This is a genomic window from Rhizobium sp. PP-F2F-G48 (assembly GCF_004342335.1).
Classification (GTDB): Bacteria; Pseudomonadota; Alphaproteobacteria; order Rhizobiales; family Rhizobiaceae; genus Ferranicluibacter.
This window is the reverse complement of the sequence record NZ_SLVH01000007.1, coordinates 125,337-147,179: the sequence shown is the minus strand read 5'-3', so window position 1 is coordinate 147,179 and position 21,843 is coordinate 125,337. Positions and strand designations below refer to the sequence as shown.

Annotated in this window: 25 protein-coding genes; 7 read left to right on the top strand and 18 right to left on the bottom strand. The window is 63.8% G+C overall.

What is annotated here, in order from left to right:
• The 6 genes from C8J36_RS16670 to C8J36_RS16645 form a co-directional block, all read right to left on the bottom strand.
• Complete coding sequence (locus tag C8J36_RS16670) at window positions 1–1,152, bottom strand: ABC transporter ATP-binding protein (protein ID WP_132536533.1); 1,152 nt, start codon at window positions 1,150–1,152, stop codon at window positions 1–3.
• Window positions 1,149–3,110 carry a beta-L-arabinofuranosidase domain-containing protein gene (locus tag C8J36_RS16665; protein WP_132536531.1) on the bottom strand — a complete coding sequence of 654 codons (1,962 nt, stop codon included), beginning with the start codon at window positions 3,108–3,110 and terminating at the stop codon, window positions 1,149–1,151. Before C8J36_RS16665 ends, C8J36_RS16670 begins: the two co-directional genes overlap by 4 nt.
• Before the next feature lie 27 nt (window positions 3,111–3,137).
• A complete protein-coding gene (locus tag C8J36_RS16660) occupies window positions 3,138–4,088 on the bottom strand; it encodes a carbohydrate ABC transporter permease (RefSeq protein WP_245506594.1) in 951 nt (316 codons plus the stop codon).
• Complete coding sequence (locus C8J36_RS16655) at window positions 4,085–5,002, bottom strand: sugar ABC transporter permease (protein ID WP_062596139.1); 918 nt, start codon at window positions 5,000–5,002, stop codon at window positions 4,085–4,087. Before C8J36_RS16655 ends, C8J36_RS16660 begins: the two co-directional genes overlap by 4 nt.
• Before the next feature lie 117 nt (window positions 5,003–5,119).
• Window positions 5,120–6,358 (bottom strand): sugar ABC transporter substrate-binding protein, encoded by a 1,239-nt coding sequence (locus C8J36_RS16650; RefSeq protein WP_132536529.1) that lies wholly within the window; start codon window positions 6,356–6,358, stop codon window positions 5,120–5,122.
• A 25-nt stretch (window positions 6,359–6,383) separates the two neighbouring features.
• Entirely contained in the window at window positions 6,384–7,430 is a 1,047-nt protein-coding gene (locus tag C8J36_RS16645) for a LacI family DNA-binding transcriptional regulator (protein ID WP_245506593.1), read from the bottom strand.
• A gap of 64 nt (window positions 7,431–7,494) precedes the next feature.
• On the opposite strand from C8J36_RS16645, the gene C8J36_RS25170 reads away from it, so the two are divergent.
• A complete protein-coding gene (locus C8J36_RS25170; RefSeq protein ID WP_132536527.1) occupies window positions 7,495–7,770 on the top strand; it encodes a hypothetical protein in 276 nt (91 codons plus the stop codon).
• Window positions 7,771–7,774: 4 nt separating this feature from the next.
• Window positions 7,775–7,945 (top strand): hypothetical protein, encoded by a 171-nt coding sequence (locus C8J36_RS16635; RefSeq protein ID WP_207897535.1) that lies wholly within the window; start codon window positions 7,775–7,777, stop codon window positions 7,943–7,945.
• 20 nt (window positions 7,946–7,965) lie between these two features.
• Here C8J36_RS16635 and C8J36_RS16630 read toward each other — a convergent pair whose 3' ends face one another.
• From C8J36_RS16630 to C8J36_RS16610, 5 genes are all read right to left on the bottom strand, one after another.
• Window positions 7,966–9,540 (bottom strand): response regulator, encoded by a 1,575-nt coding sequence (locus tag C8J36_RS16630; protein ID WP_245506592.1) that lies wholly within the window; start codon window positions 9,538–9,540, stop codon window positions 7,966–7,968.
• Entirely contained in the window at window positions 9,537–10,112 is a 576-nt protein-coding gene (locus C8J36_RS16625; RefSeq protein WP_132536523.1) for a chemotaxis protein CheB, read from the bottom strand. The genes C8J36_RS16630 and C8J36_RS16625 overlap by 4 nt, the downstream gene beginning before the upstream one ends.
• On the bottom strand, window positions 10,109–10,948 hold the full coding sequence (locus C8J36_RS16620; protein WP_207897533.1) for a CheR family methyltransferase: 840 nt from the start codon (window positions 10,946–10,948) through the stop codon (window positions 10,109–10,111). The genes C8J36_RS16625 and C8J36_RS16620 overlap by 4 nt, the downstream gene beginning before the upstream one ends.
• Window positions 10,945–14,421 (bottom strand): response regulator, encoded by a 3,477-nt coding sequence (locus C8J36_RS16615; RefSeq protein WP_132536519.1) that lies wholly within the window; start codon window positions 14,419–14,421, stop codon window positions 10,945–10,947. The genes C8J36_RS16620 and C8J36_RS16615 overlap by 4 nt, the downstream gene beginning before the upstream one ends.
• Window positions 14,422–14,678: 257 nt before the next feature.
• The gene (locus C8J36_RS16610; RefSeq protein WP_132536517.1) at window positions 14,679–15,035 is read right to left on the bottom strand and encodes a hypothetical protein; all 357 of its coding nucleotides are present in this window, start codon (window positions 15,033–15,035) and stop codon (window positions 14,679–14,681) included.
• Window positions 15,036–15,201: 166 nt separating this feature from the next.
• Here C8J36_RS16610 and C8J36_RS16605 point away from each other — a divergent pair, with 166 nt between their 5' ends.
• A complete protein-coding gene (locus tag C8J36_RS16605) occupies window positions 15,202–15,423 on the top strand; it encodes a hypothetical protein (RefSeq protein WP_132536515.1) in 222 nt (73 codons plus the stop codon).
• A 192-nt stretch (window positions 15,424–15,615) separates the two neighbouring features.
• Here C8J36_RS16605 and recX read toward each other — a convergent pair whose 3' ends face one another.
• Window positions 15,616–16,200 (bottom strand): recombination regulator RecX, encoded by a 585-nt coding sequence (recX, locus tag C8J36_RS16600; protein ID WP_281029244.1) that lies wholly within the window; start codon window positions 16,198–16,200, stop codon window positions 15,616–15,618.
• 70 nt (window positions 16,201–16,270) lie between these two features.
• On the bottom strand, window positions 16,271–16,456 hold the full coding sequence (locus tag C8J36_RS16595; RefSeq protein ID WP_132536646.1) for a DUF3008 family protein: 186 nt from the start codon (window positions 16,454–16,456) through the stop codon (window positions 16,271–16,273).
• Window positions 16,457–16,714: 258 nt separating this feature from the next.
• On the opposite strand from C8J36_RS16595, the gene C8J36_RS16590 reads away from it, so the two are divergent.
• Window positions 16,715–17,089 carry a hypothetical protein gene (locus tag C8J36_RS16590; RefSeq protein ID WP_062596226.1) on the top strand — a complete coding sequence of 125 codons (375 nt, stop codon included), beginning with the start codon at window positions 16,715–16,717 and terminating at the stop codon, window positions 17,087–17,089.
• 65 nt (window positions 17,090–17,154) lie between these two features.
• Here C8J36_RS16590 and C8J36_RS16585 read toward each other — a convergent pair whose 3' ends face one another.
• From C8J36_RS16585 to C8J36_RS16570, 4 genes are all read right to left on the bottom strand, one after another.
• On the bottom strand, window positions 17,155–17,451 hold the full coding sequence (locus tag C8J36_RS16585; RefSeq protein ID WP_062596131.1) for a PRC-barrel domain-containing protein: 297 nt from the start codon (window positions 17,449–17,451) through the stop codon (window positions 17,155–17,157).
• A gap of 85 nt (window positions 17,452–17,536) precedes the next feature.
• Window positions 17,537–17,830 (bottom strand): hypothetical protein, encoded by a 294-nt coding sequence (locus C8J36_RS16580; RefSeq protein ID WP_132536513.1) that lies wholly within the window; start codon window positions 17,828–17,830, stop codon window positions 17,537–17,539.
• Window positions 17,827–18,720: a hypothetical protein gene (locus tag C8J36_RS16575; protein WP_245506591.1), complete on the bottom strand. Its 894-nt coding sequence runs from the start codon at window positions 18,718–18,720 to the stop codon at window positions 17,827–17,829. The genes C8J36_RS16580 and C8J36_RS16575 overlap by 4 nt, the downstream gene beginning before the upstream one ends.
• Window positions 18,721–18,746: 26 nt before the next feature.
• Entirely contained in the window at window positions 18,747–19,448 is a 702-nt protein-coding gene (locus C8J36_RS16570; RefSeq protein ID WP_132536511.1) for a dihydrofolate reductase family protein, read from the bottom strand.
• Window positions 19,449–19,634: 186 nt separating this feature from the next.
• Between C8J36_RS16570 and C8J36_RS16565 the strand changes: the two genes are divergently transcribed.
• On the top strand, window positions 19,635–20,225 hold the full coding sequence (locus C8J36_RS16565) for a 3'-5' exonuclease (protein ID WP_062596127.1): 591 nt from the start codon (window positions 19,635–19,637) through the stop codon (window positions 20,223–20,225).
• A gap of 64 nt (window positions 20,226–20,289) precedes the next feature.
• Entirely contained in the window at window positions 20,290–20,613 is a 324-nt protein-coding gene (locus C8J36_RS16560) for a hypothetical protein (RefSeq protein ID WP_132536509.1), read from the top strand.
• Between the two features lie 99 nt (window positions 20,614–20,712).
• On the opposite strand, the gene C8J36_RS16555 is transcribed toward C8J36_RS16560, so the two are convergent.
• The gene (locus tag C8J36_RS16555; protein WP_132536507.1) at window positions 20,713–21,309 is read right to left on the bottom strand and encodes a WHG domain-containing protein; all 597 of its coding nucleotides are present in this window, start codon (window positions 21,307–21,309) and stop codon (window positions 20,713–20,715) included.
• Between the two features lie 134 nt (window positions 21,310–21,443).
• Between C8J36_RS16555 and C8J36_RS16550 the strand changes: the two genes are divergently transcribed.
• The gene (locus C8J36_RS16550; RefSeq protein WP_132536505.1) at window positions 21,444–21,839 is read left to right on the top strand and encodes a hypothetical protein; all 396 of its coding nucleotides are present in this window, start codon (window positions 21,444–21,446) and stop codon (window positions 21,837–21,839) included.
• Window positions 21,840–21,843: the final 4 nt, after the last annotated feature.

Below are 21,843 nucleotides of genomic sequence, written 5' to 3'. Positions count from 1 at the left end.
TCAGGCATCCTCGGCGCGCAGGCGCATCCCGGCGGGATCAAACAGGCGGATCGCCTCCGGCGTCCATGAGAGGACGATGCGGTCTCCCGGCTTCACCGGGACCGGAGACCGGTATTCGACCGTCACGGCCTGACCGTCCGAGAGCTGGCAATAGAGATATTGCGTCCCCCCGAGATACTCGGAAAAATCGACGATCGCCGAAAGGGACCGCCCTTCGATCATCTCGTGACCGACGCCGAGATGCTCCGGGCGAATGCCGAAGGTGACGTCGGGCTCGGCTTCCCCTGTGGATGCCGGAAACGGTGCGGCCAGCACCGCATCCGCAAGCCTCAGGCTTTGCCGGCCCACGCGCTGGCCCTTCAACAAGTTCATGCGGGGCGAGCCGATGAAGCCCGCGACGAAGCTGTTGGCCGGGTTCTCGTAGATCTCGCGCGGGCTGCCGACCTGCTCGATGCGGCCGTCGCGCAGCACGACGATCACGTCCGCCAGCGTCATCGCTTCCGTCTGGTCGTGCGTCACATAGATCATCGTGTTGCCAAGCTCGCGATGGAGCCGTGCGATCTCGATGCGCATGGAGACGCGAAGCTCGGCGTCGAGGTTCGAGAGCGGCTCGTCGAACAGGAAGACATCGGGTTTGCGGACGATCGCCCGACCGATGGCGACGCGCTGGCGCTGGCCGCCCGAAAGCTGCCCGGGGCGGCGATCGAGGAGGTGATCCGTCTTCAGGATGGCGGACGCCGCGGCGACGCGGCGATCGATCTCCTCCTTCGGGGTGTTGGCCATCTTGAGGCCGAAGGCGAGATTGTCGCGCACGCTCATATGCGGATAGAGCGCATAGGACTGGAAGACCATGGCGATGCCGCGATCCGAAGGATCGAGATCCGTCACATCGCGTCCCTTGATGGCGATTAGCCCGTCCGTGACCTCCTCAAGCCCGGCAATCATGCGCAACAGGGTGGATTTGCCGCAGCCGGAGGGTCCGACGAAGACGGTAAAGGCTCCCTCCGGGATTGTCAGATCGATACCATGGATGATGCAAAGACTGCCGAACGACTTTCGGACCCCCGACAGGCGGACGCCGCCTGTCGCAGTGCCGTCCCCGTCGTCCGGCGCAACGGCCCTGCCCTCCCCGCGATCCTGAGCGAGGCTCATTTCGCCTCTCCCACGCCATCGCGCATCCAGACGAGCATTTCGCCGGGCTCCCGATTGTCCCAGAGATGGTAGGGCACGAAGCGCGCGGTCACGGGCTTCGCCTCCGGCGGGGCCTCGCGATACAGCGTTTCGCCCCAGTCGGCCTCATCCCGTTCGGCTGCGATCTCGAGCGCGACGGCATGGTTGAGTCCGGGCATCGTTTGTTCGCGTGCGGAGGACGGTTCGCCGGTGATTTTCAGATGCTGCAGGCCGTGTCCATTGTCCGTTTCCTCCACGCAATAGACCAGCGGCCCGCGGACGAGCGCGACCCGGCCGGCATCCTGGCGGATCAGCGGGTTGGCCCGCAGCAGCCGCGGCGCCAGCGGCAGATCGAGGGCAATCTCGTCCTTGTCTGACCACTCCTTCTCGATCCGCGCATAGCCATCGACCATAGCCTCATCGAGATCGACCGGCGTGCCGTTCACCGAGAGCATCGCGCCCGTGCACCATGCCGGAATCCGCAGCGACACCGTAAAGCGCGACGGCGTCGCGACACCCACCTCGAAGCGGATCGCGCCGTTCCACGGATAGTGCGTCTCCTGGCCGAGCGTCACCTCGGCACCGGCAACCTCGAACCGCGCCTTGCCCTCGCCGTAGAGATGAACCGCAATCTCGTCGTCCGACACGGCGTACATATACGAGCCGATCGAGGCGAGCAGCCGCGCGATGTTCGGCGGGCAGCAGGGGCATGGATGCCAGGTCCAGCGATGATGCTTGCCGGCGCTTTCGAGCGGGTTGTCGTAGAAGAAGCGCGTGCCATCGAGCGACAGGCCAACCATCGCGCCATTGTAGAGCGCCTGCTCCATGATGTCGGCATAACGGCGATCCGGTCCGCGGCCGAGCATGCGCGCGGCCCAGAACACGATGCCCACCGAGGCGCAGGTCTCGTTGTAGGCACTCTCGTTCGGCATGTCGTAAGGGTCCGTGAAGCCCTCGTTGGCTGCGGACGGGCCGATGCCGCCAGTGACATACATCTGCCGGGTGACGAGATCGCTCCACAGCGTTTCCAGCGCCCGTGTCAGGCTGTCGTCGCTGTATTCGGTCGCGATGTCGGCCATGCCGGAATAAAGGTACATGGCGCGCACGGCATGTCCGACCACACGGGTCTGCTCGCGCACCGGCTGATGGGACTGGTTGTACTCGAAGCTGTGGAAGACGAATTTCCGGCCCTCGCGACCATCGCGTCTGGCTTCCTCGAGAAAGAAATGCGGCTCGGTGCCGCGCTCGTCGATGAAGTATTTGGAGAGGTCGAGGTATTTCTGCTCGCCGGTGACACGCGCAAGCCGGACGAGCGCCAGCTCGATTTCCTCATGGCCGTCATAGCCGGGGATCTGGCCTTCGCCATGGCCGAAGACGGTGATCATATAGTCGGCAAAGCGCGCCATGACGTCGAGCAGCTTGCGCTTGCCGGTCGCCTGAAAATAAGCGACGGCGCCTTCGATCAGATGGCCGGCGCAGTAGAGTTCGTGAAAGTCCCGCAGGTTCGTCCAACGACGGCCGGGCTGCACGCGCTGGAACCAGGCGTTCAGGTAGCCGTCCTCGTCCTGAAGTTTTTCGTAGAGATCGGCGATCTGGTCGACGCGGGCCTCGAGTTCGGGATTGGGCGAGCGGAACAGGGAATAGGCGACCGTCTCGATCGACTTGCCGAGATCGCTGTCCCAGAACATCTGGGTCGAACCGTCCCATGGCTGGATCGGCAGAACGACGCCGGGGCTCGGGAGGCTGACGTCGATGGCTTTCAGCATACCGGCTTCCACGCAGCGGTCGAGCAAAGTCTTCGCCGTTTTTGCGCAGATAGCATCCTGCCGCTCTCCGAAAAGGCCGCCTAGCGTAACGCTCGGGACCGGCAGTGGCCGGAACTTTCGATCCTTGCGGCTCTGTTTCTGATTTTGGTTCTCGGCGTGCGCTTTGCTATCCATGGCTTTCACTTTCGTAAACTATCGGCATCACTTGACGGCGCCGGCCATGAGGCCGCGCATGTAGTAGCGTTGGAGGAGAAGGAAGATGATGAGGCAGGGGATCGTCATGACGACGACGCCGGCCTGGACCGCGCCCCAGTTGATGGCGCCGAGTCGGCCCGCACGCACCGCCATCATCAGGACCGGCATGGTGTAGTTGTTGTTGCTGGAGAGAAGCACGAGCGCTGCGAGAAACTCGTTCCAGGCATTGAGAAATGCAAAGATCGCAACGGTCGTGGCCCCCGGCAGGACGAGCGGCAGCAGCACCCGCACCAGCAGCTTCAGATCGCGCGCGCCATCGATGCGCGCGGCCTCCTCGATCTCCTTCGGCACGGCGTCGAAGGCGTTGCGCATCATGAACACCGAGAAAGGCAGCTGCAGCGTGACATAGACCAGCACCAGTCCGAAGAGCGAATTGTTGAGCCCGAGCTTGGCAAGGATGATGAACAGCGGCGTCAGGACCGACTGGAACGGGATCATCAGCGTGGCGATGATGAGCACGAACAGCGTGTTCTTCAGCGGGAAACGATAGCGCGAGAAGCCGTAGCCCGCGAGCAGGCTGATGGCGACGGTCAGGACGACGGTCGCGAGCGACACGATCAACGAGTTCAGCGTGTGCTGCCAGATGCCCGCGCCGAACGTATCGAGCGAGCGATAGGAATCGAGGCTGAACCCGGTCGTCGGCCAGGGCGGCAGCGGCGGGGTCATGCCTTCTGTGCCGCTGCGGAACGAGGCGAGGAACGCAATCGCGAACGGCGCGAGAAAGAAGAGAACAATGGCCGCGCCAGCCGTGTGGTAGGCCACCGCGCCGTTGCGCTTGCGGCGTGCGCGGGCGGCCTTCGCGGCCTCGTTGGCGGCAGTCGTCGACGGTGTGCCCGTCGGGGTCGGGGTCGGGGTCGGGGTCGGGCCTCGGGCGAGAGCGGGTTGCATCATGGTCATGCCTTGTCGTCTCCGACCTTCAGCAGCCAGAGCTGCACGATGCTGATGGCAACGAGAATGGCGAGCAGCACGATGGAGAGCGAAGCGCCGTAGCCGAGATTGAAGGACACGAAGGACTGGTTGAAGATGTAGTAGACGACAGAGATCATCCGGTTCTGCGGCCCGCCCGCGGTCATGATGTAGAACTGGTCGAAGGCAAGGATCGAGCCGGTGACGGAGATGATCAGCGCCAGTGCGATCGTGCGGCGCATCAGCGGCAGGGTCAGGTAGCGAAAGCGCTGCCAGCGCTTGGCGCCATCGATGCGCGCAGCCTCGACGATATCGGACGGGATGGCCTGCAGGCCGGTGAGCAGGATGATCATGGTGAAGCCGGCGATCTTCCAGACGACCATGACGATGATGGTGAGAAAGGCGCTGTCGAAGGTCGCAAGCAGGTTGGGGCTGCGCTCCACGATGCCGAGCGCCTTCAGGAGCGGCCCGATGAAGCCGCTGTCCACATTGGCAAGCCACACCCAGAGCAGGGACGCGGTCGCAAGGCCGACGACGACGGGCAGGAAGATGACCGTGCGATAGGCGCCGACAAAGCGCCGCTGCTTTTCGACGAACAGGGCCAGGGGGAAGGCCACGGCGAAGATCGCGATGGTGGCGACGACGGTATAGAGCGCCGTGAAGCGGAGGGCCGACAGGAACCGCGCGTCGTGGATCATGCGAATGTAGTTGTTAATGCCGATCCAGCGCTGCGCACCCATCAGAGGCCAGGCATGCAGGCTCATCCACGCGGTCACGATAACCGGGATGACGAAGAAGAGGATGACGAGCGCCATGGCGGGCGCGATATAGAGAAGGCCACGCCAGGCCGACGATCTCGGCCTTGGACGCCCGGGGGCGCGCGACAGGGTGGAAACGACAGTCATGTGCAGATCTCGCAGTTCACGGACACCCGACGACGCTTCGTCATGGGCCGCGGTCGCTGAAGGAGCGGGCGGAGGGGGCGCTTCTCCCCCTCCGCCCTCAGGCGTCCAGGGGGAGGATCACTGGCCGCTGTCGATGATCGACTGCATTTCGGACTGTGCCGAGGAGAATGCGCCATCGACGTCGTCGCTGAAGATCGCGGCGTTGAGGAAGGTCGCCCAGGGTCCGTTCGCGCTGTTGATCAGATCGTTGAACTGCAGGGTATAGGGCGTCTTTGCGACCGCGATCGCCTTCATGCCCACTTCCATGCGGGGATCGAGCCCCTTCAGCACCTGCTCGGCGATATCGCCGCGGGTCGGCAGGCTACCGTACTTCGCCATGATCTTCTGGCCTTCTTCCGAATAGATGTACTGGATGAAGGCCTTGACCGGCTCGAGCTTGGTCGTGCCTTTGGTCACCACCACATTGTCGCCGCCGGCAAAGGACGAGGGAGATCCGTTGACGCCGGGTATGAGCGTGACGCCGAAGTCGATCGTCGGATGTTCGGTCACGAGCGTGCCGATGGCGAAGGCGCCGAGGCTCTGCTGGCCGATCTTGCCATTGGTAAAAGAGAGGAAATTGGTGCCGTTGTCGCTGGCAGCTCCCGCGGGCACCAGATCCCTCTTGACCATGGTGCGATAGATATCCACCGCCTTGCGCATTTCCGGCGTATCGAGCGTCGCTGTCTTTCCGTCGGCCGAGAGGATATCCACACCGGCACCCCAGACGAGCGGTGTGAAAGTGAAGATCATGCAACCGCCGCAGCCACCGCCCGAGAAATAGAAGCCGTAGGTATCGTCGCCCAGTGCGCGGATCTTCTCGGCATTGGCGGTGATCTCCTCCCAGGTCGCAGGCGCCTTTTCCGGATCGAGCCCGGCCTTGCGGTAGAGGTCCTTGTTCCAGGCGAAGACCGACGTTTCCACCGACAGCGGCAGCCCATAGATCTTGTCGCCATACGTGCCGAGGCGCACATGCGACGGCGACAGGGAGTTGAAGTAGGGCAGGCTTTTCGCCCAGTCGGTCAGGTCTTCGAGCTGCCCCGCCGCGGCGAAGGCCGGGGTATAGATCAGGTCCATCGACAGGGCGTCGGGCGCCTGGCCGCCGGCGATCGACGTCGCATATTTCTGCACGAGCTCCGAGAACGGCACTTCGGTCAGCTCGACCTTGTCTTCGTGGCCCGCATTATAGGCGGCAACCACATTCTTGAAGGCGTCGCCGACGCCGGTGCGCACCCACATGTTGATGGTCTCGGCCGAAGCCAGTCCGGGGCTCAAGGACAGCGCGAGCAGGCTCGTCGCAGCAAGAAGCTGTTTCATCATGGTCATTCCTCCCTTGTGGCGCTCCTCAGCGCCGTTGTTTTTCATCTCCGGGGCTCCCCGCCCCGACGGAGCCGCCGGCCCCGCATGATTGCCGAACCACCAGTCGGCACGGCAATGTTCTCACACCCGGCTCCACCGCCTGACCTTCCGCCAAGGCGAGGATGGTCAGGCCCGCCTGACGCCCGAGTTCCTTCAGGTCCATATCCACCGATGTCAGGGGCGGACGCATCTGGGCCGCGACAATCTCCCAATTGTCGAAGCCGACGATCGCAACGTCCTCGGGCACGCGAATGCCGCGCTCGCGAAGAGCGTCCACGGCACCGCGGGCGATCTGGTCGTTGCCGCAGAACAGCGCATCCGGCTTGTCGCCGACCGCTGACCAGATCCTGTCGACGGCATCCCGCCCCCAGGTTTCCGACCATTCCCCGAAAAGAACGGTTGCCGCCGCCCCGGCCACAGCCCGGAAGGCGCCGCTGCGCTCTCGAACCGAGAAGAAATCCTCGGGGCCGGTGACGTGCAGGATCCGCTGCCGGCCGCTCGCCTTCAGCCATTCCACCGCGAGCGTCGCGCCATGCGCATCGTCCGAGCGGAAGGAGACGCTCTGCGGTCCACCCTCGGTAAACGCGTAGACCACGGGAACCGGCACATCCGACAGGTCGATCGGCAGGCGACGATCGACGCGTTTTCCGGTCGCGATGATGCCGTCCACCTGCTTGTCGAGCATGGCATCCACATGCACCTGCCCCAGCGCCGGATCGTCTTCGATGGCGCAAAGGAAGACGGAGACGCCGCGATCGACCAAGGCTTCCGAAACGCCGGCCATGACCGGCAGGGTGAAGCGACCATAGGTATCGTTGGTCAGCAGGCCGATCGTGAAACTACGCTTCGACAACAGGCCCTGCGCCAGCGCGTTCGGCCGAAAACCGATCTCGCGTGCCACGCGCTTGACCCGTTGGCGCGTTTCCTCGCCCATCCGGCCGGTATTGTTCAGCGCCTTGGAGGCCGTGGAAATGCTCACCCCTGCCAGGGCCGCAAGGTCGCGGATCGTCTGCCGTCCTCCCTTACCGCGCATATCCAAAGCAGCCTCCCGCATCATTCTTGAAAACGAGAAAACCTTTTCTCAGGCGAATGGTCAAATGAGAAAACGTTTTCTCATGAATTATTTTGCAGTATCGCTTTGGATGTCCCGCCGACCGTTGTCACGACAGCGCGTTAACAGGGAAGCAGATTCAACGATCCCGAGTGAGTTGAGGCACCGACACGGCGTTATCGAAATGCTGCGCAAGGTCGAGTCGCTGATCAATCCGCCTTGGCGCTCCGCAAGCGGCAATGCGATGCCGGTCTCCATCCTGCTGTCGAAGGTGAGCGGACCGAAGGACGTGTTCATTAGCGCCGGAGGCGCTCGATTTTGATGTGATGCCGGAAGCCACAGCGAAAGATCTTGCCCTCCTTCGACTCCGCCCCGATCTCCTGCGCTATGCACCGGATGTGGCCGCCCGCTTCGGGCTGACCCCGTCGGACGCGGAAACCTTTGAGGCGGAGGAAAATGCCGTGCTGGAAGAGGTGGACGCCGGGAGCGGTGCCTGAGATCGCCTTGAAAGCAAATGTCAGGCGGCGGTGACGCCTTCCAGCAACCGCTCCAGTTCCTCGATCAGCACGGGCTTCGTCAGATGGTGCGTGAAGCCGGCCTCGAGCGCTTTTGCCTTGTCCTTGTCCTGTCCCCAGCCGGTCTGGGCGATGATGGTCGTCGCCTTGAAGGCCTCCTCGCGTCGAAAGGCACGGCAGACCTCGTAGCCGTCCATGCCCGGCAGGCCGATATCGAGGAGGATGGCGTCCGGGTGGAAGCGCCGGGCCGCATCGAGCGCCTCGCGCCCGTCATGAATGGCTTCGCACTGATGCCCGATATCCTCCAGCATCCATCCGAGCGCATCCGCCACGATGACGTTGTCGTCGACGATCAGGACCTTCAGGGGACGATGGCCGGAAGCCCCGTCGCTCTGCGTTTGCTGTGCCGAAGGATCGACGACGGGCGCCGGCACCGGTTCGGTGGCAGGGGGTGGAGCCAGCGGAATGCGAACCGTGAAAAGGCTCCCCTTGCCTGTGCCGGCGCTCGTCACCTCGACCGTGCCGCCATGCAGTACGACGAGCTGGCGGACGAGGGCGAGCCCAATTCCGAGCCCGCCCTGCGCATGCTCCAGATGGCCGTCCACCTGGGCGAAGAGCTGGAACACGTCGGATTGCAGCGTCTCCGGTATTCCGATGCCGTTGTCGGAAACGTCGATGATCGCCAAGCCGTCGAGCGCCCGCGCCGCGATGCCGATCTCGCCGCCGGCCGGCGTGTATTTCGCGGCATTGTTGAGGAGGTTGGCGACGACCTGCGCCATTCGGGTCGGATCGGCTTCCAGCCAGAGCGGCTCGCCGGGCACATCGACCGTCAGCCGGTGACCGGAAGCGTCGATCAGCGGGCGGCTCGCTTCGATGGCGGATTGGATGACGGTTCCGATCGCGACTCGCTCCTTGCGCAGACCGATCTTTCCCTGGCTGACGCGGGAAACATCGAGGAGGTCGTCGATCAGCCGGACCAGATGCACCATCTGCCGGTCCATCATCTCGCGGATGCTTTCTGCGGAAGTGCCCGTCGGGTTGCGGCGCAGGACATCGAGGCCGTGGCGCAGTGGCGCCAGCGGGTTGCGCAGTTCATGCGCCAAGGTCGCCAGGAACTCGTCCTTGCGGCGATCGGCCTCGCGGAGCGCCTTTGCCTGGACTTCGAGCGCATCGCGCTGCTCGGCGATCTGCTGGCGCTGGCGGTAGAGTTCGAAGAAGACCTCCGCCTTGCTGCGGAGAATATCGGTCTCGATCGGCTTCTGGATGAAATCGACGGCGCCGGCCTCGTAGCCGCGGAAACGGCGCTGGCCATCCGTGCTGCCGGCGGTGACGAAAATGATGGGCACGCGGCGCGTGCGCTCGTTGCCGCGCATCAGTTCGGCAAGCTCGAAGCCGTTGAGGCCGGGCATCTGCACGTCGATCAGCGCCAGCGCCACATCGTGCTGCAGCAGCAGTTCCAGCGCCTGATCGCCCGATCGTGCCTTGAGAAGCGTCAGTCCGTCGCGGCGCAGCAAGGCTTCCAACGAGAGAAGGTTTTCCTCGAGATCATCCACCAGCAGAAAGGTCACGGGACTCATGCGCATACGACCTTCTGAAGAGACACCGCGATCGCGTCAAGCGACATGACCCGCGCGCCGGGACAGCGTGCGATTGCACCTTCGGGCATGGCCGCTGCAAACGCCGTTTTCGGGTCCTGAACGATGGCCTGACCGCCCGCATCCGTAATCGTGCGCAAGCCCCGTGCCCCGTCATGATTGGCGCCCGTCAGCACGATGCCGACCAAAGCCGGGCCGAAGGCATCGGCAGCACTTTCGAACAGGACATCGATGGACGGTCGAGAGAACATGACGGGTTCGTCGCTGGAGAGTGACAAGGTTTTATTGGCTTCGACGAGAAGATGATAGTTGGGCGGCGCAAAATAGGCGGTGCCGGCCGCCAGCGGCTCCTTGTCCTCGACCTCCAAGACCTTGATTCGGCATTTTGCGCGGAAAAGTTCGGCCAGCACGCTGCGCTTGTCGCCCGGAATGTGAACGACGAGCAGAATGGGGACAGGGAAATCTTCCGGCAGAGCCGGCAGGATGGTCGTCAGAGCCTCCAGGGCACCGGCCGACGCACCGATGACGACGGCCTGCGGGCTGACGTCGCTCATGCGCCGACCCTCTGGTAGATCTTTTCCTCGCGCACGAAATCGCGAAACGCGCCGGCATGCTCGGAAAACCGGATGCTTTCCTTCGCCCCGAGGCCGAGGAAACCCTTTCGCGGCAGAGAGTCCTTGAACAGGCCGAGTGCGCGATCCTGCAGGGTGCGATCGAAATAGATCAGCACATTGCGGCAGGAGATCAGGTTCATCTCGCCAAACACCGCATCCGTGACGAGGCTGTGATCGGAGAACACGACGTTGCGCCGCAGCGTCCGGTCGAAGGAGACGCGACCATAGGCCGCCTGATAATAGTCGGAGAGGGACGATTTTCCGCCAGACCTGCGATGGTTTTCCGTAAAAAGCTGCATGCGATCGAGCGGGTAGACGCCGGCTTCCGCGATCTGCAGGGCTTCCTGGCTGATATCGGTGGCATAGAACAGGGTTCGCTCTTCCAGCCCTTCCTCCCGAAAAAGGATGACGAGGGAATAGAGCTCTTCGCCATGGCTGCACCCCGCCACCCAGACTTTCAGCGACGGGTAGGTCCGAAGATGCGGGATGACCTGCTCGCGAATCGCGCGGAAATAGTCGGGATCGCGAAACATTTCGCTGACCTGGACCGTGAGATAGCCGAGCAGCTGCGGCAGCATGTCCCGATCGTGCAGCAAGCGCTCCTGCAGGCTGGAGATCGTGGGAATGGCGAGCTGTTCCAGCGCCTGACGCAGCCGCCGCTTGACCGAGGCCATGGCGTAGCCGCGGAAATCGTAGTGGTAGCGTGCATAAAGCGCTTCCAGCAGCAAGCGGATCTCGATATCCTCGACTTTCTCCACCATCGACGGATCCCTCATCGCGGCATCCAGACGCGGACGAGCGACAGCAGTTTTTCGACGTCGAGCGGCTTTGCCATGTAGTCGTTGGCGCCGGCTTCGATGCAGCGCTGCTGGTCGTCGGGCATGGCCTTGGCCGTCAATGTGATGATCGGCAGCTTCTTCCACGCCGCGGTCTTGCGGATCTCCCGCGTTGCGGTCAAGCCGTCCATGACGGGCATCATCACGTCCATCAGCACGAGATCGATGGCGGCATCCGGCTCGGCCGTCGATTTCGCCAAAGCATCGAGCGCCTCCTGTCCGTTCCGGGCAATCTGGATGACCGCGCCGCGCGGCTCCAGAATGTTGGTCAGCGCATAGACATTGCGGACATCGTCCTCGACGACGAGGATGCGGCGCCCCTCCAGAAGCGCATCCCGGCTGCGCGCCTTGCGGATCATCTTCTGCTGCTCGGCGGGCAGGTCGGACACGACCTGATGCAGGAACAGACTGACCTCGTCCAAAAGCCGCTCCGGCGACTTTGCGCCCTTGATGATGATGGATTTGGAATAGCGGCGGAGCTGCAGCTCGTCATCGGCCGACAGCACGCGGCCGGTATAGACGATGACGGGCGGAAACGCCCTCTCGCTGTCCTGGCTCAGCGTTTCCAGCAGTGAATATCCCGAGGCATCCGGCAGCGAGAGGTCGAGGACGACGCAATCGAACGTCTGTTCCTGCAGCAGCCTCAGGCAGTCCGCCGCCGTGCCCGCCGTCACCGTCTCGACATCGTGCGAGGTCAGAAGCCGCGCCACGGCCTCGCGCTGCACGTCGTTGTCCTCCACGATCAGGACGCGGTGCACGCGCTGGGAAAGCTTCGCTTCGAGCTTCTGCAGCACTTCGACCAGCTGTTCCCGCTTCACCGGCTTCAGCATGTAGCCGACGGCGCCGAGCGAAAGCGCCGTCTCCGTATGATCGTCGCCGGACACCATGTGAATGGGAATATGGCGCGTCTGCACGTCGCGCTTCAGCCGGTCGAGAACCGAAAGCCCGGACTGATCCGGCAATCCGACATCGAGCACGATGGCGCTCGGCATGAACTGGCGGGCAAGCTCCAGCGCCTCCTGGGCCGTGCCGGCGACGAGCGTGCGGAAGCCCATCTCGCGCGACAGATCCCGCAGGATCGCGGCAAAGGTCACGTCGTCCTCGATGATCAGGAGAACGCGCTTGTTGTCGGAGGGCGCCGTCCGGTCGTCTGCCACGAGGCGTGCTTTGGCGATCGCCGCCGTCTCGCGGACCTCCGCCACGGGTGCGGCAACCGGAGCCGGCACGCTCGCGATCGATGCGGACGCCGGTGCAACGGCATCGCGCGGCAGCCGCGTGGCGACCCGTGCGGGATCGTAGGTTTCCGGAAGGGTGATCGTGAAGGTGCTGCCCTTGCCCGGCTGGCTCTCCAGATGGATCGCGCCCCCGAGCAGGCGGACGAGCTCGCGGGAGATCGACAGGCCGAGCCCCGTCCCGCCATAGCGGCGGCTGATCGTGCCGTCGGCCTGGTGAAACGCCTCGAAGATGTGGCGCTGCTGATCTTCGGCAATGCCGATCCCGCTGTCGGTGACGGCCAGCGTGATCTGCCCCGCGCCGTTGCTCGACTGAGCCCGCCGAATGGCGACCGTCACACCGCCCGCGGAGGTGAACTTGAAGGCATTGGACAGGAGGTTCTTCACCACCTGTTCCAGCCTCTGAAGGTCGGTCTCGATGACGGGCGGGCATTCCGGCGCGATCTCCACCGCGAACGCCAGCTGCTTGTTTTTGGCAACGGGATCGAAGACCTGTCGCAGGTTGTTGGCCAGCCGCTCGACCGACACCGCCTCCGGGCGAATGTCGATATGGCCGGCCTCGATCTTCGACAGGTCCAGGATGTCGTTGATCAGTGTCAGCAGGTCGTTGCCGGAGGATTCGATCGTCTGGGCATATTTCACCTGTTCGCCCGTCAGATTGTCCTCGGAATTGTCGGCGAGCAGCTTGGCGAGAATGAGCAGCGAGTTCAGCGGCGTGCGCAGCTCGTGCGACATGTTGGCGAGGAAGTCGGACTTGTAGCGGCTCGCCTGCTCCAGCTCGCGGGCCTTCAACTGCACGGCAGAATTGACGCGCTCCAGATCGTCGCGCTGAAATTCGAGTTGCCTCGTTTGCTCCTCGAGCTGCGAATTGGTCTGTTCGAGCTCCACCTGCTGCTGCTCAAGCCGCGCCTGGGACTCCTTCAGCGCGCGACCCTGCTCTTCCAGCTCCTCGTTGGAGACCCGGAGTTCCTCGCTCTGGACCTGCAGCTCTTCGGACTGGCGCTGCGTTTCGCCGAGCAGATTTTGCAGGTTGGTGCGGTAGTTTGCCGAACGGACGGCCGTTGCAACCGAGGCGGCCGCCTGTTCGAGAAGCGCAAGCACGCGCTCGTCGATCGCGCGGAGAAAGCCGAGTTCGATCACGGCGTTGACCTCGCCGTCGATGATGGCGGGCGAGATGACGAGATGGCGCGGCTTGTCCCGTCCGAGCGCCGAGCCGAAGGACAGGTAGCCGTCGGGAACGTCGGAGACCAGCAGGGCCTTCTCTCCGGCCGCGGCCTGACCGAGAAGGCCTTCGCGCGCCTTGAACTGACGCGGAATGTTCGCGCCCTCGGGAACGCCATAGGTCGAAGACCGCTGAAACGTGCCCTTGTCGCCGACATAGATCGCGCCTGCCACGGCGCCGGCATAGTCGGCGAGAAAGGTGAGAATGCTGTCGCCCAGCTGCTCGGTGCGTTGGTCGCCCATGACGGCGGCGCTCAGTCCGACCTGCCCTGCCTGCAGCCATTCCTGCCGGCGGCGCGCGAGGGTGGCCCGCCGAATGAGCACGCCGATGGCGGTCGTGAGGAGGACGCCGAGAATGACGGAGAGGATGCTGCTGACGAGGGCAGTGCCGTAAGCCTCCTCCATCTCGCTCAGCCATTGCTGGCGCTGACGCGTTTCCTCCTGCCCCATTTCGGAAAGCTGAGAGCGGATGGCATCCATCGCCGCCTTGCCGCGGTCCGAATTGACCACGGTCAGCGCGGCCTCCAGCCCTTGCGTGCGGCGAAGGCCGATCGTGTCCTTGAGTTCGGAGAACTTGGCTTCGACGCTCAGCCGGATCGCCTCGATGCGTCGCTCCTGCGTCGGGTTGTCCCGCACCAATCGGGCGATGTCGTTCAGATGCCTGGGAACCGCGAGTACCGCGACATTGTAGGGATCGAGATAGCGGGAATTGTCCGTCAGCAGGAAGCCACGCTGTCCGGTTTCCGCATCCTGCGTGCTCGACAGAAGCTTGCCCAGTGCCACGATGACCTCGTGGGTGTGGACGATCCTGTCATTGTTGACGCGCAGCGTATGCAGGTTGAGATAGGCGATGGCGCCGCTGATCAGGAAGAAGACCAAGGCCCCGGCAAGGCTGAAGGCGACGACGGGATCGAGACCGAGCTTGAGGCTCGATGTTCCGGGCTGCTGGCTATCTGTCATCGGGTTCTCGGCATGAGGTGGGTGCGGCGGCGTCCAGCGACGGGTTGTGGCGAGGTTGTCGCGCAACGCGCTGTATCATTCCAGACTATCGCAGCACAACGCGCCGCGTCATCAACTCTCTCCCCGTTGCACAGCTGTTTTCCAAAGCCTGAGACCATCGTCCGGAACATCCGTCCGCGCGCCGGCCCGTCATCAGGAGACGGCGGCGTCGGCGTTCGTTCCCGTTCACGGACATTTGTCGACAGCCGTTCGAAGGGTCAGGACGCCGTCGCCAGAGGCGCGATCATGGGGCCGAGCGTGAAGGACAGACCGGCATCCGGAGCGTAGGCCGCATTGTCGATCGCGTAGAGGCCGAGGATGTCTTTTCGGGTCAGCCTGCAAAGCGTGCCGGCGTCGTCGTAGTGCGCTTCGTCGTCGGTCAGCACCACCCGCCGTTTCTGCAGGAGGACGACCAGGAATTCACGGTCCTTCGGGTTTGCCACATCGTGCAAGGGCGGCGCGAACGGATTGGTGTAGCGGCTGTCCCGGAGCCAGGCATTCGAGACGAGTGGAATGAGTTCGCCCTCGATCCGGGCATATCGACCGTCCACCTCGCTGCTGATCTCCATTGCCATCCGACCTTTCGCTTGACCATGTCCCTCATCCGGAACGAATCCACAGGCCGTCTGTTATCACGAGAGCTACCCCCCGTTCCCGGCCTCTTGCAGACGATCTTTTGGATCGTCTCGTGACAAGGACACAGGGGGTTCGGCAGGCATTGAAGGTTGAGAGGATCGCATCATGGACGACAAGACCACGACACCATCCAAAAAGATCGCGGAGGAGTATCTGGCGCTCGGGGGCCGCCGCAAGGCAAAGGTCGATGACAACATCGTCAGCACCCGCGCCTGGGAAGACGATGCGCCGGAGGCGGCCGCTTTCTGGAAAGACAAGGTCGAGCCGATGAGCGACGAAGAACGCCGCGAGGTGGAACTTCACCTGCCGTCCATGTCGGATATCTGAGGATCTGGATCTGGTGCTTGACCGAACAGTCTACTGTCCAGACATGGGAACAGAGAGCGGCGCCGCGCATTATCTGATCAGACCATAGACGCGGCGCTGACATGGACTTTCCCGGCATATGACCGGATAGCGATTGCTTCAGCGCCGCGCATGGTTTCTCTTATGTTTTTGGTTTTCGCCAAGTCTCCCCGGCTAGAACAATGCGCCTCCGGTCAAAATCTCCTCTGCCTCATCCCGGCTCATGTCATAGACCTTGCGGCCGATTTCGAGACTGAACCCACCGCGGGCAAAGGCGGAGAGTTCCTTCATCTTGCGTTTCTCATCCGGCGGCTCTCTGCGGAACGGGCCGAAGGCGCGCTTGCGGGCGAGAATGACGGCGGCCTTAAGGTCGTCGACATCGGCCACAGCGGCCGTCGCCGTGTCGCGGTCAATCCCCTTCGTCACGAGCTTTTGCGATATGGCCCGTTTCGACCGGCCGCTCTGCTGGCCGGATCGGGTGGCGACATCCGCATAGGCGACATCATCGAGGGCCCTGTTGTCGTAGCCGAAGGCGACGGCGAAAGCGGAGAGGGCGGCGACCTGCTCGTCGCTGATCGCCTCGAATTTCTCGCGGGCTTTACGGGCAATGGCCTGGGACAGTTGCTTCTCCGTGTGCATCCGTTTCCCCAAGCGATACGCCGCCGAGTTGCGGGCCCAGGACAGCATGCGCGGTGTGGGAACGGGAGAGGACGGGGTTTCCTCATGCTCGTCCTGTCCCTGGTCTTCCGGCCCGTACACCTGGTCGATCCTCCCTCGTCATCGCGACATGGCCCATCTGGCGTGACGGCATCACGCGAACGGGCCGATGTCAGGGCGAAACATGCTTTGGCTTGCCCTTTTGCTTGGTCGAAGCCATGTCCTCAAGGTCTTTCTCGCTCATGGACCGTTCCATGCTCTTCGAAGCGCCCTTGAGGTCGCTCTTCTTGGCATCGCCGCGCTTGGCGGCCAAGGCCGCACCGGCGGCTTTCTGCTGGGCTTGGGATTTGGCAGGCATCGTATCCTCCTTGTGTCGAAAAACCTCGAACGCGATCGCCATCGGCTTGTTCCCGCTCTCGCCCTCCCGCGAGCAGCGCGGTCGTTGCGAGACGGGAAAGGCCGGCGGGCTTTGCGAGGATAGCATTTTCCCGCGCGCATTGCCGTGCTATGGACCGGCAAAATGCACGGGATGCTGCGGCCGGATATCCGGCCCGATCGTTCTCGGCATATCGTTGAAACCGAAGAAGGGCCGGCCTTGTGCCGGGCGAAGAAGCGCATGGCCAAAATTCCGGAAATGACCAAGCACCGCGGCTTTCCGGCCGGATTGTCGGGTACGCAGTGGCAGTTCACGCTGCGCCGGGCGAATTCCAAGGTGACCGTCCTCGGACAATGGCGCCGGCACCCGACGCTCGACAAATCCGTCGGTCTTGCCGATACCGCCTTCGTGCATTCGCTCTGGCATTATTTCGGGACGGAGCCGTTCGAGCGCGGCAATCTCGACGGCGAACGCCTCTCCCGCCTCTTTGGCCGAGAGATTCTTCCGGCCGAACGGGATTTCGACCCCGCATCCTATCAGGCCCTTCTGAAGCTCAACGAGCCGCTGGCCCGCAAAAATTTCCCCGACGCGTTCGTCGACGTCCTCGACGTCTGAACCCTTGCAGACGCAGAAAAGCCTGGCGCGGTGGCCAGGCTTTTGCCGTCAGATGACCGACGTGATCAGTCGCGGTGCTCAGGCATGTCCTTGAGCTGATCCTTGGTCCAGGACGTTACGGCATGGACGTCGCCGTCTTCGTCACGCATGAACTGCAGATCGCTCAGCGGCACGCCGACCGGCTTTGCGCCGATGCCGAGGAAACCACCGACATCGATGATGGCCTTGCCGCCCATTCCACTGCCATGAATATGGTCGAGCTTGCCGACCTTATGGTCGTCGGCGCCGTAGATGGTCGCGCCTTCCAGAATGGCCGGGGTCAGTTCGGTCGGGGAGAGGCGAACGTGATTGGTGTGGTCCATGGGGTAGTCCTCCTTTTTCATTGCTACAATGCTTGTTGTGAGAGCATAACCCCTTGCTTACTATGTTGTTCCCATGGGCAGGCGTTCATTTTACAGCGGGTTTGAAACCCATCACGAAGGCAGCGACTTTTGCCGATGACATCTCGCAGGGCTTGAGTAGGCCGCCGCCGCGGGTGGTGCGATACAGGTTGAAGCTGACGATGTCGTTTCGTCCCAAGGCTCTCGCAAACAGCCAGACACGACGGCCATCCGCCGATCGGCGAAGGGTGGCGCCCCAGGGCTGCCCCTCGAACGAGCCCTCGACATAGCCGGTCGGAAATTGTGCCAGAGCCTCATCGAACCCGTTTGCAAACGGGGCGGAGGCGCCATCTTCCCTCATCGCCTGCGCACCGGCTCCGTGCTCTCGCGCACGCGTGCGGCACGGCGCGCCGGCCGCAGCTCCTCGATCGTCGGCATCCACCAAAGCCTCCGCGGCTCCGGTATCGCCTTCACCGGCCATGCCGACAGCAGCTCGTCCAATGCCGGTGCGCGCCAGAGGCCCCAGACATCGTCTTCGCCCGCGCCGGGATAAAATTCCGAGACCAGATCCGGATCGACCACTTCGCCGGTGATCTCTGTGAAAACCACGATCCCATAGGAAATCGCCACGGGCACGCCGAGCGGCGGCAGGGCGTCGGAGGGCAGCGGATAGCGGCGTTTGCGACGCTCCGACGAGCGCGCCTTCGATTTCACCTCGTCTTCGGTGCCCTTGCGCTCTTCAGCGCGTCGGGCCCGCTCGGCCGGCTCGTTCCGGCGCGCGGCGACCTCGATCGCGGACCAGTGGCTGCGAAGCTCTTCGAAGGAGCGAAACGGAACGTGCCAGAGGCGCAGATCGCCGTCCCACCGCGCGAACCGGATTTCGCGAAGCTCCTCGACCACGGTTCTGGAATAGGGCGTGCGGATCTGGAAGCCGGCGCGCCCGATGTCGAGATAGGGGCTGACGATCGGGTCGAAGTCGAACGCGTCGCGCCCACGGGCGTCGGCATGCGCATCCGCGTCCGCCTCCTGTTCGGCGAGCCACTGGCCGATCCGTCGAGACGCAGTCTTCCCCGGCACCCACCACGCCTTGATGTCATCGCGCCAGCGGGCGCGCGGAAAGCGATGCCGGAACTGGTCCACCGTCATCCGGTCGTAGGGAAACGACACCACGCCTCCGGACGTCTCGTCGTCGGCCGGTTCCGGAGGCGCCTCGCTGACCCCTGCCCTGATTGTCTGCGGCTCGTCTGCCATGGATTTTCCGTTCGTCCTCAGCAAGCTCAGCGCGGAGCTTTCACGGCATAGCGGACATGGATCGCGCCATGATCGAGCACGTCGCAGGACATCAAGGACAGCTCGACCTTGCCGGCAAGGCCCTCCTCCCCGAAGGCGATGACCCTGTCGCTGTTGACGCGGCCTTCGAGCGCCGGCGCGATGACGAGACTGATCTCGTCCACCAATCCGGCAGCGAGCATCGATCCGTTCACGCTTGCGCCGCCTTCGAGCAGAATGCGGGTAATGCCGAGTTCCTGCGCGAGGAGCGCCAGCATCGCGCCGAGGTCCATCTCCTTTGTGTCCGAGACAATGTAGGAGACGCCATCGCCGGCCAGCTCTGCAAGATGACGGTCCGGAACGTCGGGACCGAGCAGCACGACGATATGATCGCCGAACAGTTCGTCACCCTGGAAATGGAGTTTGCCGCCCGGATCGAGCGCGATGGCGAAGGACGACGCGCCGGGTCTGGCGAAATGGTGCGGACGCTGCACCTCGACGGCACCGGCTGGCGGATGCGCCTCCGCCTTCGACATCTCCGCCATCGTCACCCGTCCGACCATCCAGGCATTGCCCGCATGCTGGGCGTGGATCTTCTCGTAGAGCGCCGTCCAGTCGGACCGCTCGCCATCCGGGCTCTTCGTCCAGCGACTGGGGTGAAGACTGCCGTCCGGCGAGGTGATCATCAGGCAGATAACATGGGGTTTCATGGCGCCGCGGTCCTTTCCGTAAATCTCCGACGGGTAGATAGGGTCCGATCGAGCGCGCGGAAGAGCCGAGGCGTCGCCGCTCGCCTGCGCCGGCTGGCTTGGCCGGCTGGCGGCAGATCGTCTCCCCTTTGCCAAATCGCTGCGCAGACAGTATGCCGGACGGGAAACGGCAGACGGATACCGGATGTGAAGACCATCGCCATCGATTTCGAAACCGCCAACGAGCAGCGTGGCAGCGCTTGCTCGGTCGGGCTCGCCTGGATCGACGACGGACGCGTCGTGCGGGTCGAGGAGCGGCTTATCCGTCCGCGCGACATGCGGTTCTCCTCCTTCAATATCGCCATCCACGGCATCCGGCCGGAGCATGTGGAAGACGCCGGCGAATTTCCCGAGGTGATGGACGAGTTTGCTGACGAGTTCCGCAACGCGACGATGATCGCGCACAACGCGTCCTTCGATTTCAGCGTCTGGCGCGCCTGCCTCGATCTCTACCGGCAGAGCTATCCGGACCTTTCCTATCTCTGCTCGGTCAAGATGGCGCAGAAGGTATGGCCGCATCTCGGCTCGCATCGCCTGAACATTCTGGCCGGTCATCTCGGCCTCACCTTCCGACATCACAATGCGGCCGAAGACGCGGCAATTTGCGCCGAAGCCTCGATCGCCATGGCCAATGCGCTCGAGGTTGCCCATATCCGGGACGTGCCGCTGCGGATCGGCATGCAGGCCGGGCGCCTCTTTGCCGGCGGCTACGACGCGTGCCGTTGCCGAAAGATCTGAAGAGCCAAGCGTCATGCAGGGAAGCGTCATGCAGGAAACGGGGTCCGCCCCGGAAAGGACCGGGATGGACATCGTGAATGAGCTGATCGTGGCGCTGGTGACGGCGTCGAACGATGTGGAGACCTTGGAGCGTCAGGATGCCCGCCGCTTGATCGAAGCGGCGATCCGGCAGATCGGAGATCTCCAGGCGCAGCAGGGTGTCGGCGACGACGGCGCTGCGACCGCGCTGGAGCGCGTTGCCTCGGACCTGGAGCGGCTGACACCGGACGCCTTGCAGCGCGAGCTTCGTCATGGCGCGGACATTCTGCGGCGGCTCCAGCCGACCATCGATCCCGAACCGGTGTTGCCGGCCCACCAGCCGGACGGCGGAGATGGCGGCAATTACTGATATGTGATCGCGGCTGACGGCCAAGTCCGCGCAGGCCGTGAATTCCGGCGTTGCCCTTTTGACCATGGCTTCCGTCTGCCGGGTATTCCGCTCGATGGATTACGGAGCGAGGCCCTTGCCGAGCACCGTCTCGATCAGGACATCGAGATCGGCATGGGGGATCATCTGCGTCATCGCGGACAGGCGCCCGTCAACGACCAGGGTCGCGAGCCCATGAACGAGCGACCAGCGGGTGGTGGCGCGGACGAGGTCCGGCATATCCGCCGCATATCCCGCGACGCCATCGTCTCGCTCTTCCTTCAGAAGGAACGCGAAGGCCGCCGGTCCCGCCAGATCGAGGGACGGCGCCGACCAGTCGAGACGCTCGGAGCGGAACATCAGGAGAAAGATCCCCGGATGCGCCCGCGCGAAGCCGACATAGGCGCGGCCAAGCGCCGGCACGTAGCCCGCGGGATCGTCGGTCTCGTCCGAGGCTTCTTGGAGGGCGTCGCGAAGACGCAGGAACCCCATCGCCGCCAGCTCCGTCAGAAGGCCGGTGATATCGCGAAAATGGTGGGCCGGTGCGCCATGCGACACGCCCGCCTCCCGCGCGGCGGCGCGCAAGGTGAGCGCCTCGATGCCATCGCGGTCGAGGATGGTCTCGGCTGCGGCGAGCAGCGCCTGGCGCAGCGCGCCGTGATGATAGGACTGAGTCATCCATAATCCTTACACTGACAAGATGAGGCTTGACGAGAGGTCGGACGCGTGACATCAATCTAGACACCGTCAAGATAGTCTCGTCTTTGTAAAGTGGCTCGACCGGCGGCGTCCCGAGACAATGAGGAAGAGGCATGACCACGCAGTCCGTCTACGTATCCATCACGGGTCTCCAGTTGAAAGCACGGCGGCATCAGCCACGCTTCTGGTGGCATGCGATCCGATCGATGATCCAGGCGCGCAAGGCGCCCGGCAATCTTTCGACCGATGCCCGCCTCATCGACGGCGTCCACCACACCCGGACGGCCTGGACCGACGAGGCCGCCATGCGACGCTATCTGGTCGCCGGCGCGCATCTTCAGGCGATGAAGGCTTTCGGGGCGATCGCAACCGGAAAAACCCTCGGCTTCACGACGGATGCGCTTCCGGATTGGGACGAGGTACATCGGCTCTGGCAGACAGAGGGCCGCAGTGTGGGGAGGACAGCGACGGAGGCTCGCGCGGGCGGAATCGGCAAAGCCATCCGGTAAAAGC

What these genes read in the sequence shown, in the direction of transcription:
- C8J36_RS16590 (WP_062596226.1), top strand. Translation starts at nt 16,715, where the DNA reads ATGGCCAAAATTCCGGAAATGACCAAGCACCGCGGCTTTCCGGCCGGA.
- C8J36_RS16560 (WP_132536509.1), top strand. Translation starts at nt 20,290, where the DNA reads ATGGACATCGTGAATGAGCTGATCGTGGCGCTGGTGACGGCGTCGAAC.
- C8J36_RS16670 (WP_132536533.1), bottom strand. Translation starts at nt 1,152, where the DNA reads ATGAGCCTCGCTCAGGATCGCGGGGAGGGCAGGGCCGTTGCGCCGGAC.
- C8J36_RS16555 (WP_132536507.1), bottom strand. Translation starts at nt 21,309, where the DNA reads ATGACTCAGTCCTATCATCACGGCGCGCTGCGCCAGGCGCTGCTCGCC.
- C8J36_RS16665 (WP_132536531.1), bottom strand. Translation starts at nt 3,110, where the DNA reads ATGGATAGCAAAGCGCACGCCGAGAACCAAAATCAGAAACAGAGCCGC.
- C8J36_RS16620 (WP_207897533.1), bottom strand. Translation starts at nt 10,948, where the DNA reads ATGAGGGATCCGTCGATGGTGGAGAAAGTCGAGGATATCGAGATCCGC.
- C8J36_RS16615 (WP_132536519.1), bottom strand. Translation starts at nt 14,421, where the DNA reads ATGACAGATAGCCAGCAGCCCGGAACATCGAGCCTCAAGCTCGGTCTC.
- C8J36_RS16635 (WP_207897535.1), top strand. Translation starts at nt 7,775, where the DNA reads ATGCCGGAAGCCACAGCGAAAGATCTTGCCCTCCTTCGACTCCGCCCC.
- C8J36_RS16630 (WP_245506592.1), bottom strand. Translation starts at nt 9,540, where the DNA reads ATGAGTCCCGTGACCTTTCTGCTGGTGGATGATCTCGAGGAAAACCTT.
- C8J36_RS16550 (WP_132536505.1), top strand. Translation starts at nt 21,444, where the DNA reads ATGACCACGCAGTCCGTCTACGTATCCATCACGGGTCTCCAGTTGAAA.
- C8J36_RS16605 (WP_132536515.1), top strand. Translation starts at nt 15,202, where the DNA reads ATGGACGACAAGACCACGACACCATCCAAAAAGATCGCGGAGGAGTAT.
- C8J36_RS16595 (WP_132536646.1), bottom strand. Translation starts at nt 16,456, where the DNA reads ATGCCTGCCAAATCCCAAGCCCAGCAGAAAGCCGCCGGTGCGGCCTTG.
- C8J36_RS25170 (WP_132536527.1), top strand. Translation starts at nt 7,495, where the DNA reads ATGAGAAAACGTTTTCTCATGAATTATTTTGCAGTATCGCTTTGGATG.
- C8J36_RS16570 (WP_132536511.1), bottom strand. Translation starts at nt 19,448, where the DNA reads ATGAAACCCCATGTTATCTGCCTGATGATCACCTCGCCGGACGGCAGT.
- C8J36_RS16650 (WP_132536529.1), bottom strand. Translation starts at nt 6,358, where the DNA reads ATGATGAAACAGCTTCTTGCTGCGACGAGCCTGCTCGCGCTGTCCTTG.
- C8J36_RS16645 (WP_245506593.1), bottom strand. Translation starts at nt 7,430, where the DNA reads ATGCGCGGTAAGGGAGGACGGCAGACGATCCGCGACCTTGCGGCCCTG.
- C8J36_RS16585 (WP_062596131.1), bottom strand. Translation starts at nt 17,451, where the DNA reads ATGGACCACACCAATCACGTTCGCCTCTCCCCGACCGAACTGACCCCG.
- C8J36_RS16625 (WP_132536523.1), bottom strand. Translation starts at nt 10,112, where the DNA reads ATGAGCGACGTCAGCCCGCAGGCCGTCGTCATCGGTGCGTCGGCCGGT.
- C8J36_RS16660 (WP_245506594.1), bottom strand. Translation starts at nt 4,088, where the DNA reads ATGACCATGATGCAACCCGCTCTCGCCCGAGGCCCGACCCCGACCCCG.
- C8J36_RS16580 (WP_132536513.1), bottom strand. Translation starts at nt 17,830, where the DNA reads ATGAGGGAAGATGGCGCCTCCGCCCCGTTTGCAAACGGGTTCGATGAG.
- C8J36_RS16610 (WP_132536517.1), bottom strand. Translation starts at nt 15,035, where the DNA reads ATGGCAATGGAGATCAGCAGCGAGGTGGACGGTCGATATGCCCGGATC.
- C8J36_RS16655 (WP_062596139.1), bottom strand. Translation starts at nt 5,002, where the DNA reads ATGACTGTCGTTTCCACCCTGTCGCGCGCCCCCGGGCGTCCAAGGCCG.
- C8J36_RS16575 (WP_245506591.1), bottom strand. Translation starts at nt 18,720, where the DNA reads ATGGCAGACGAGCCGCAGACAATCAGGGCAGGGGTCAGCGAGGCGCCT.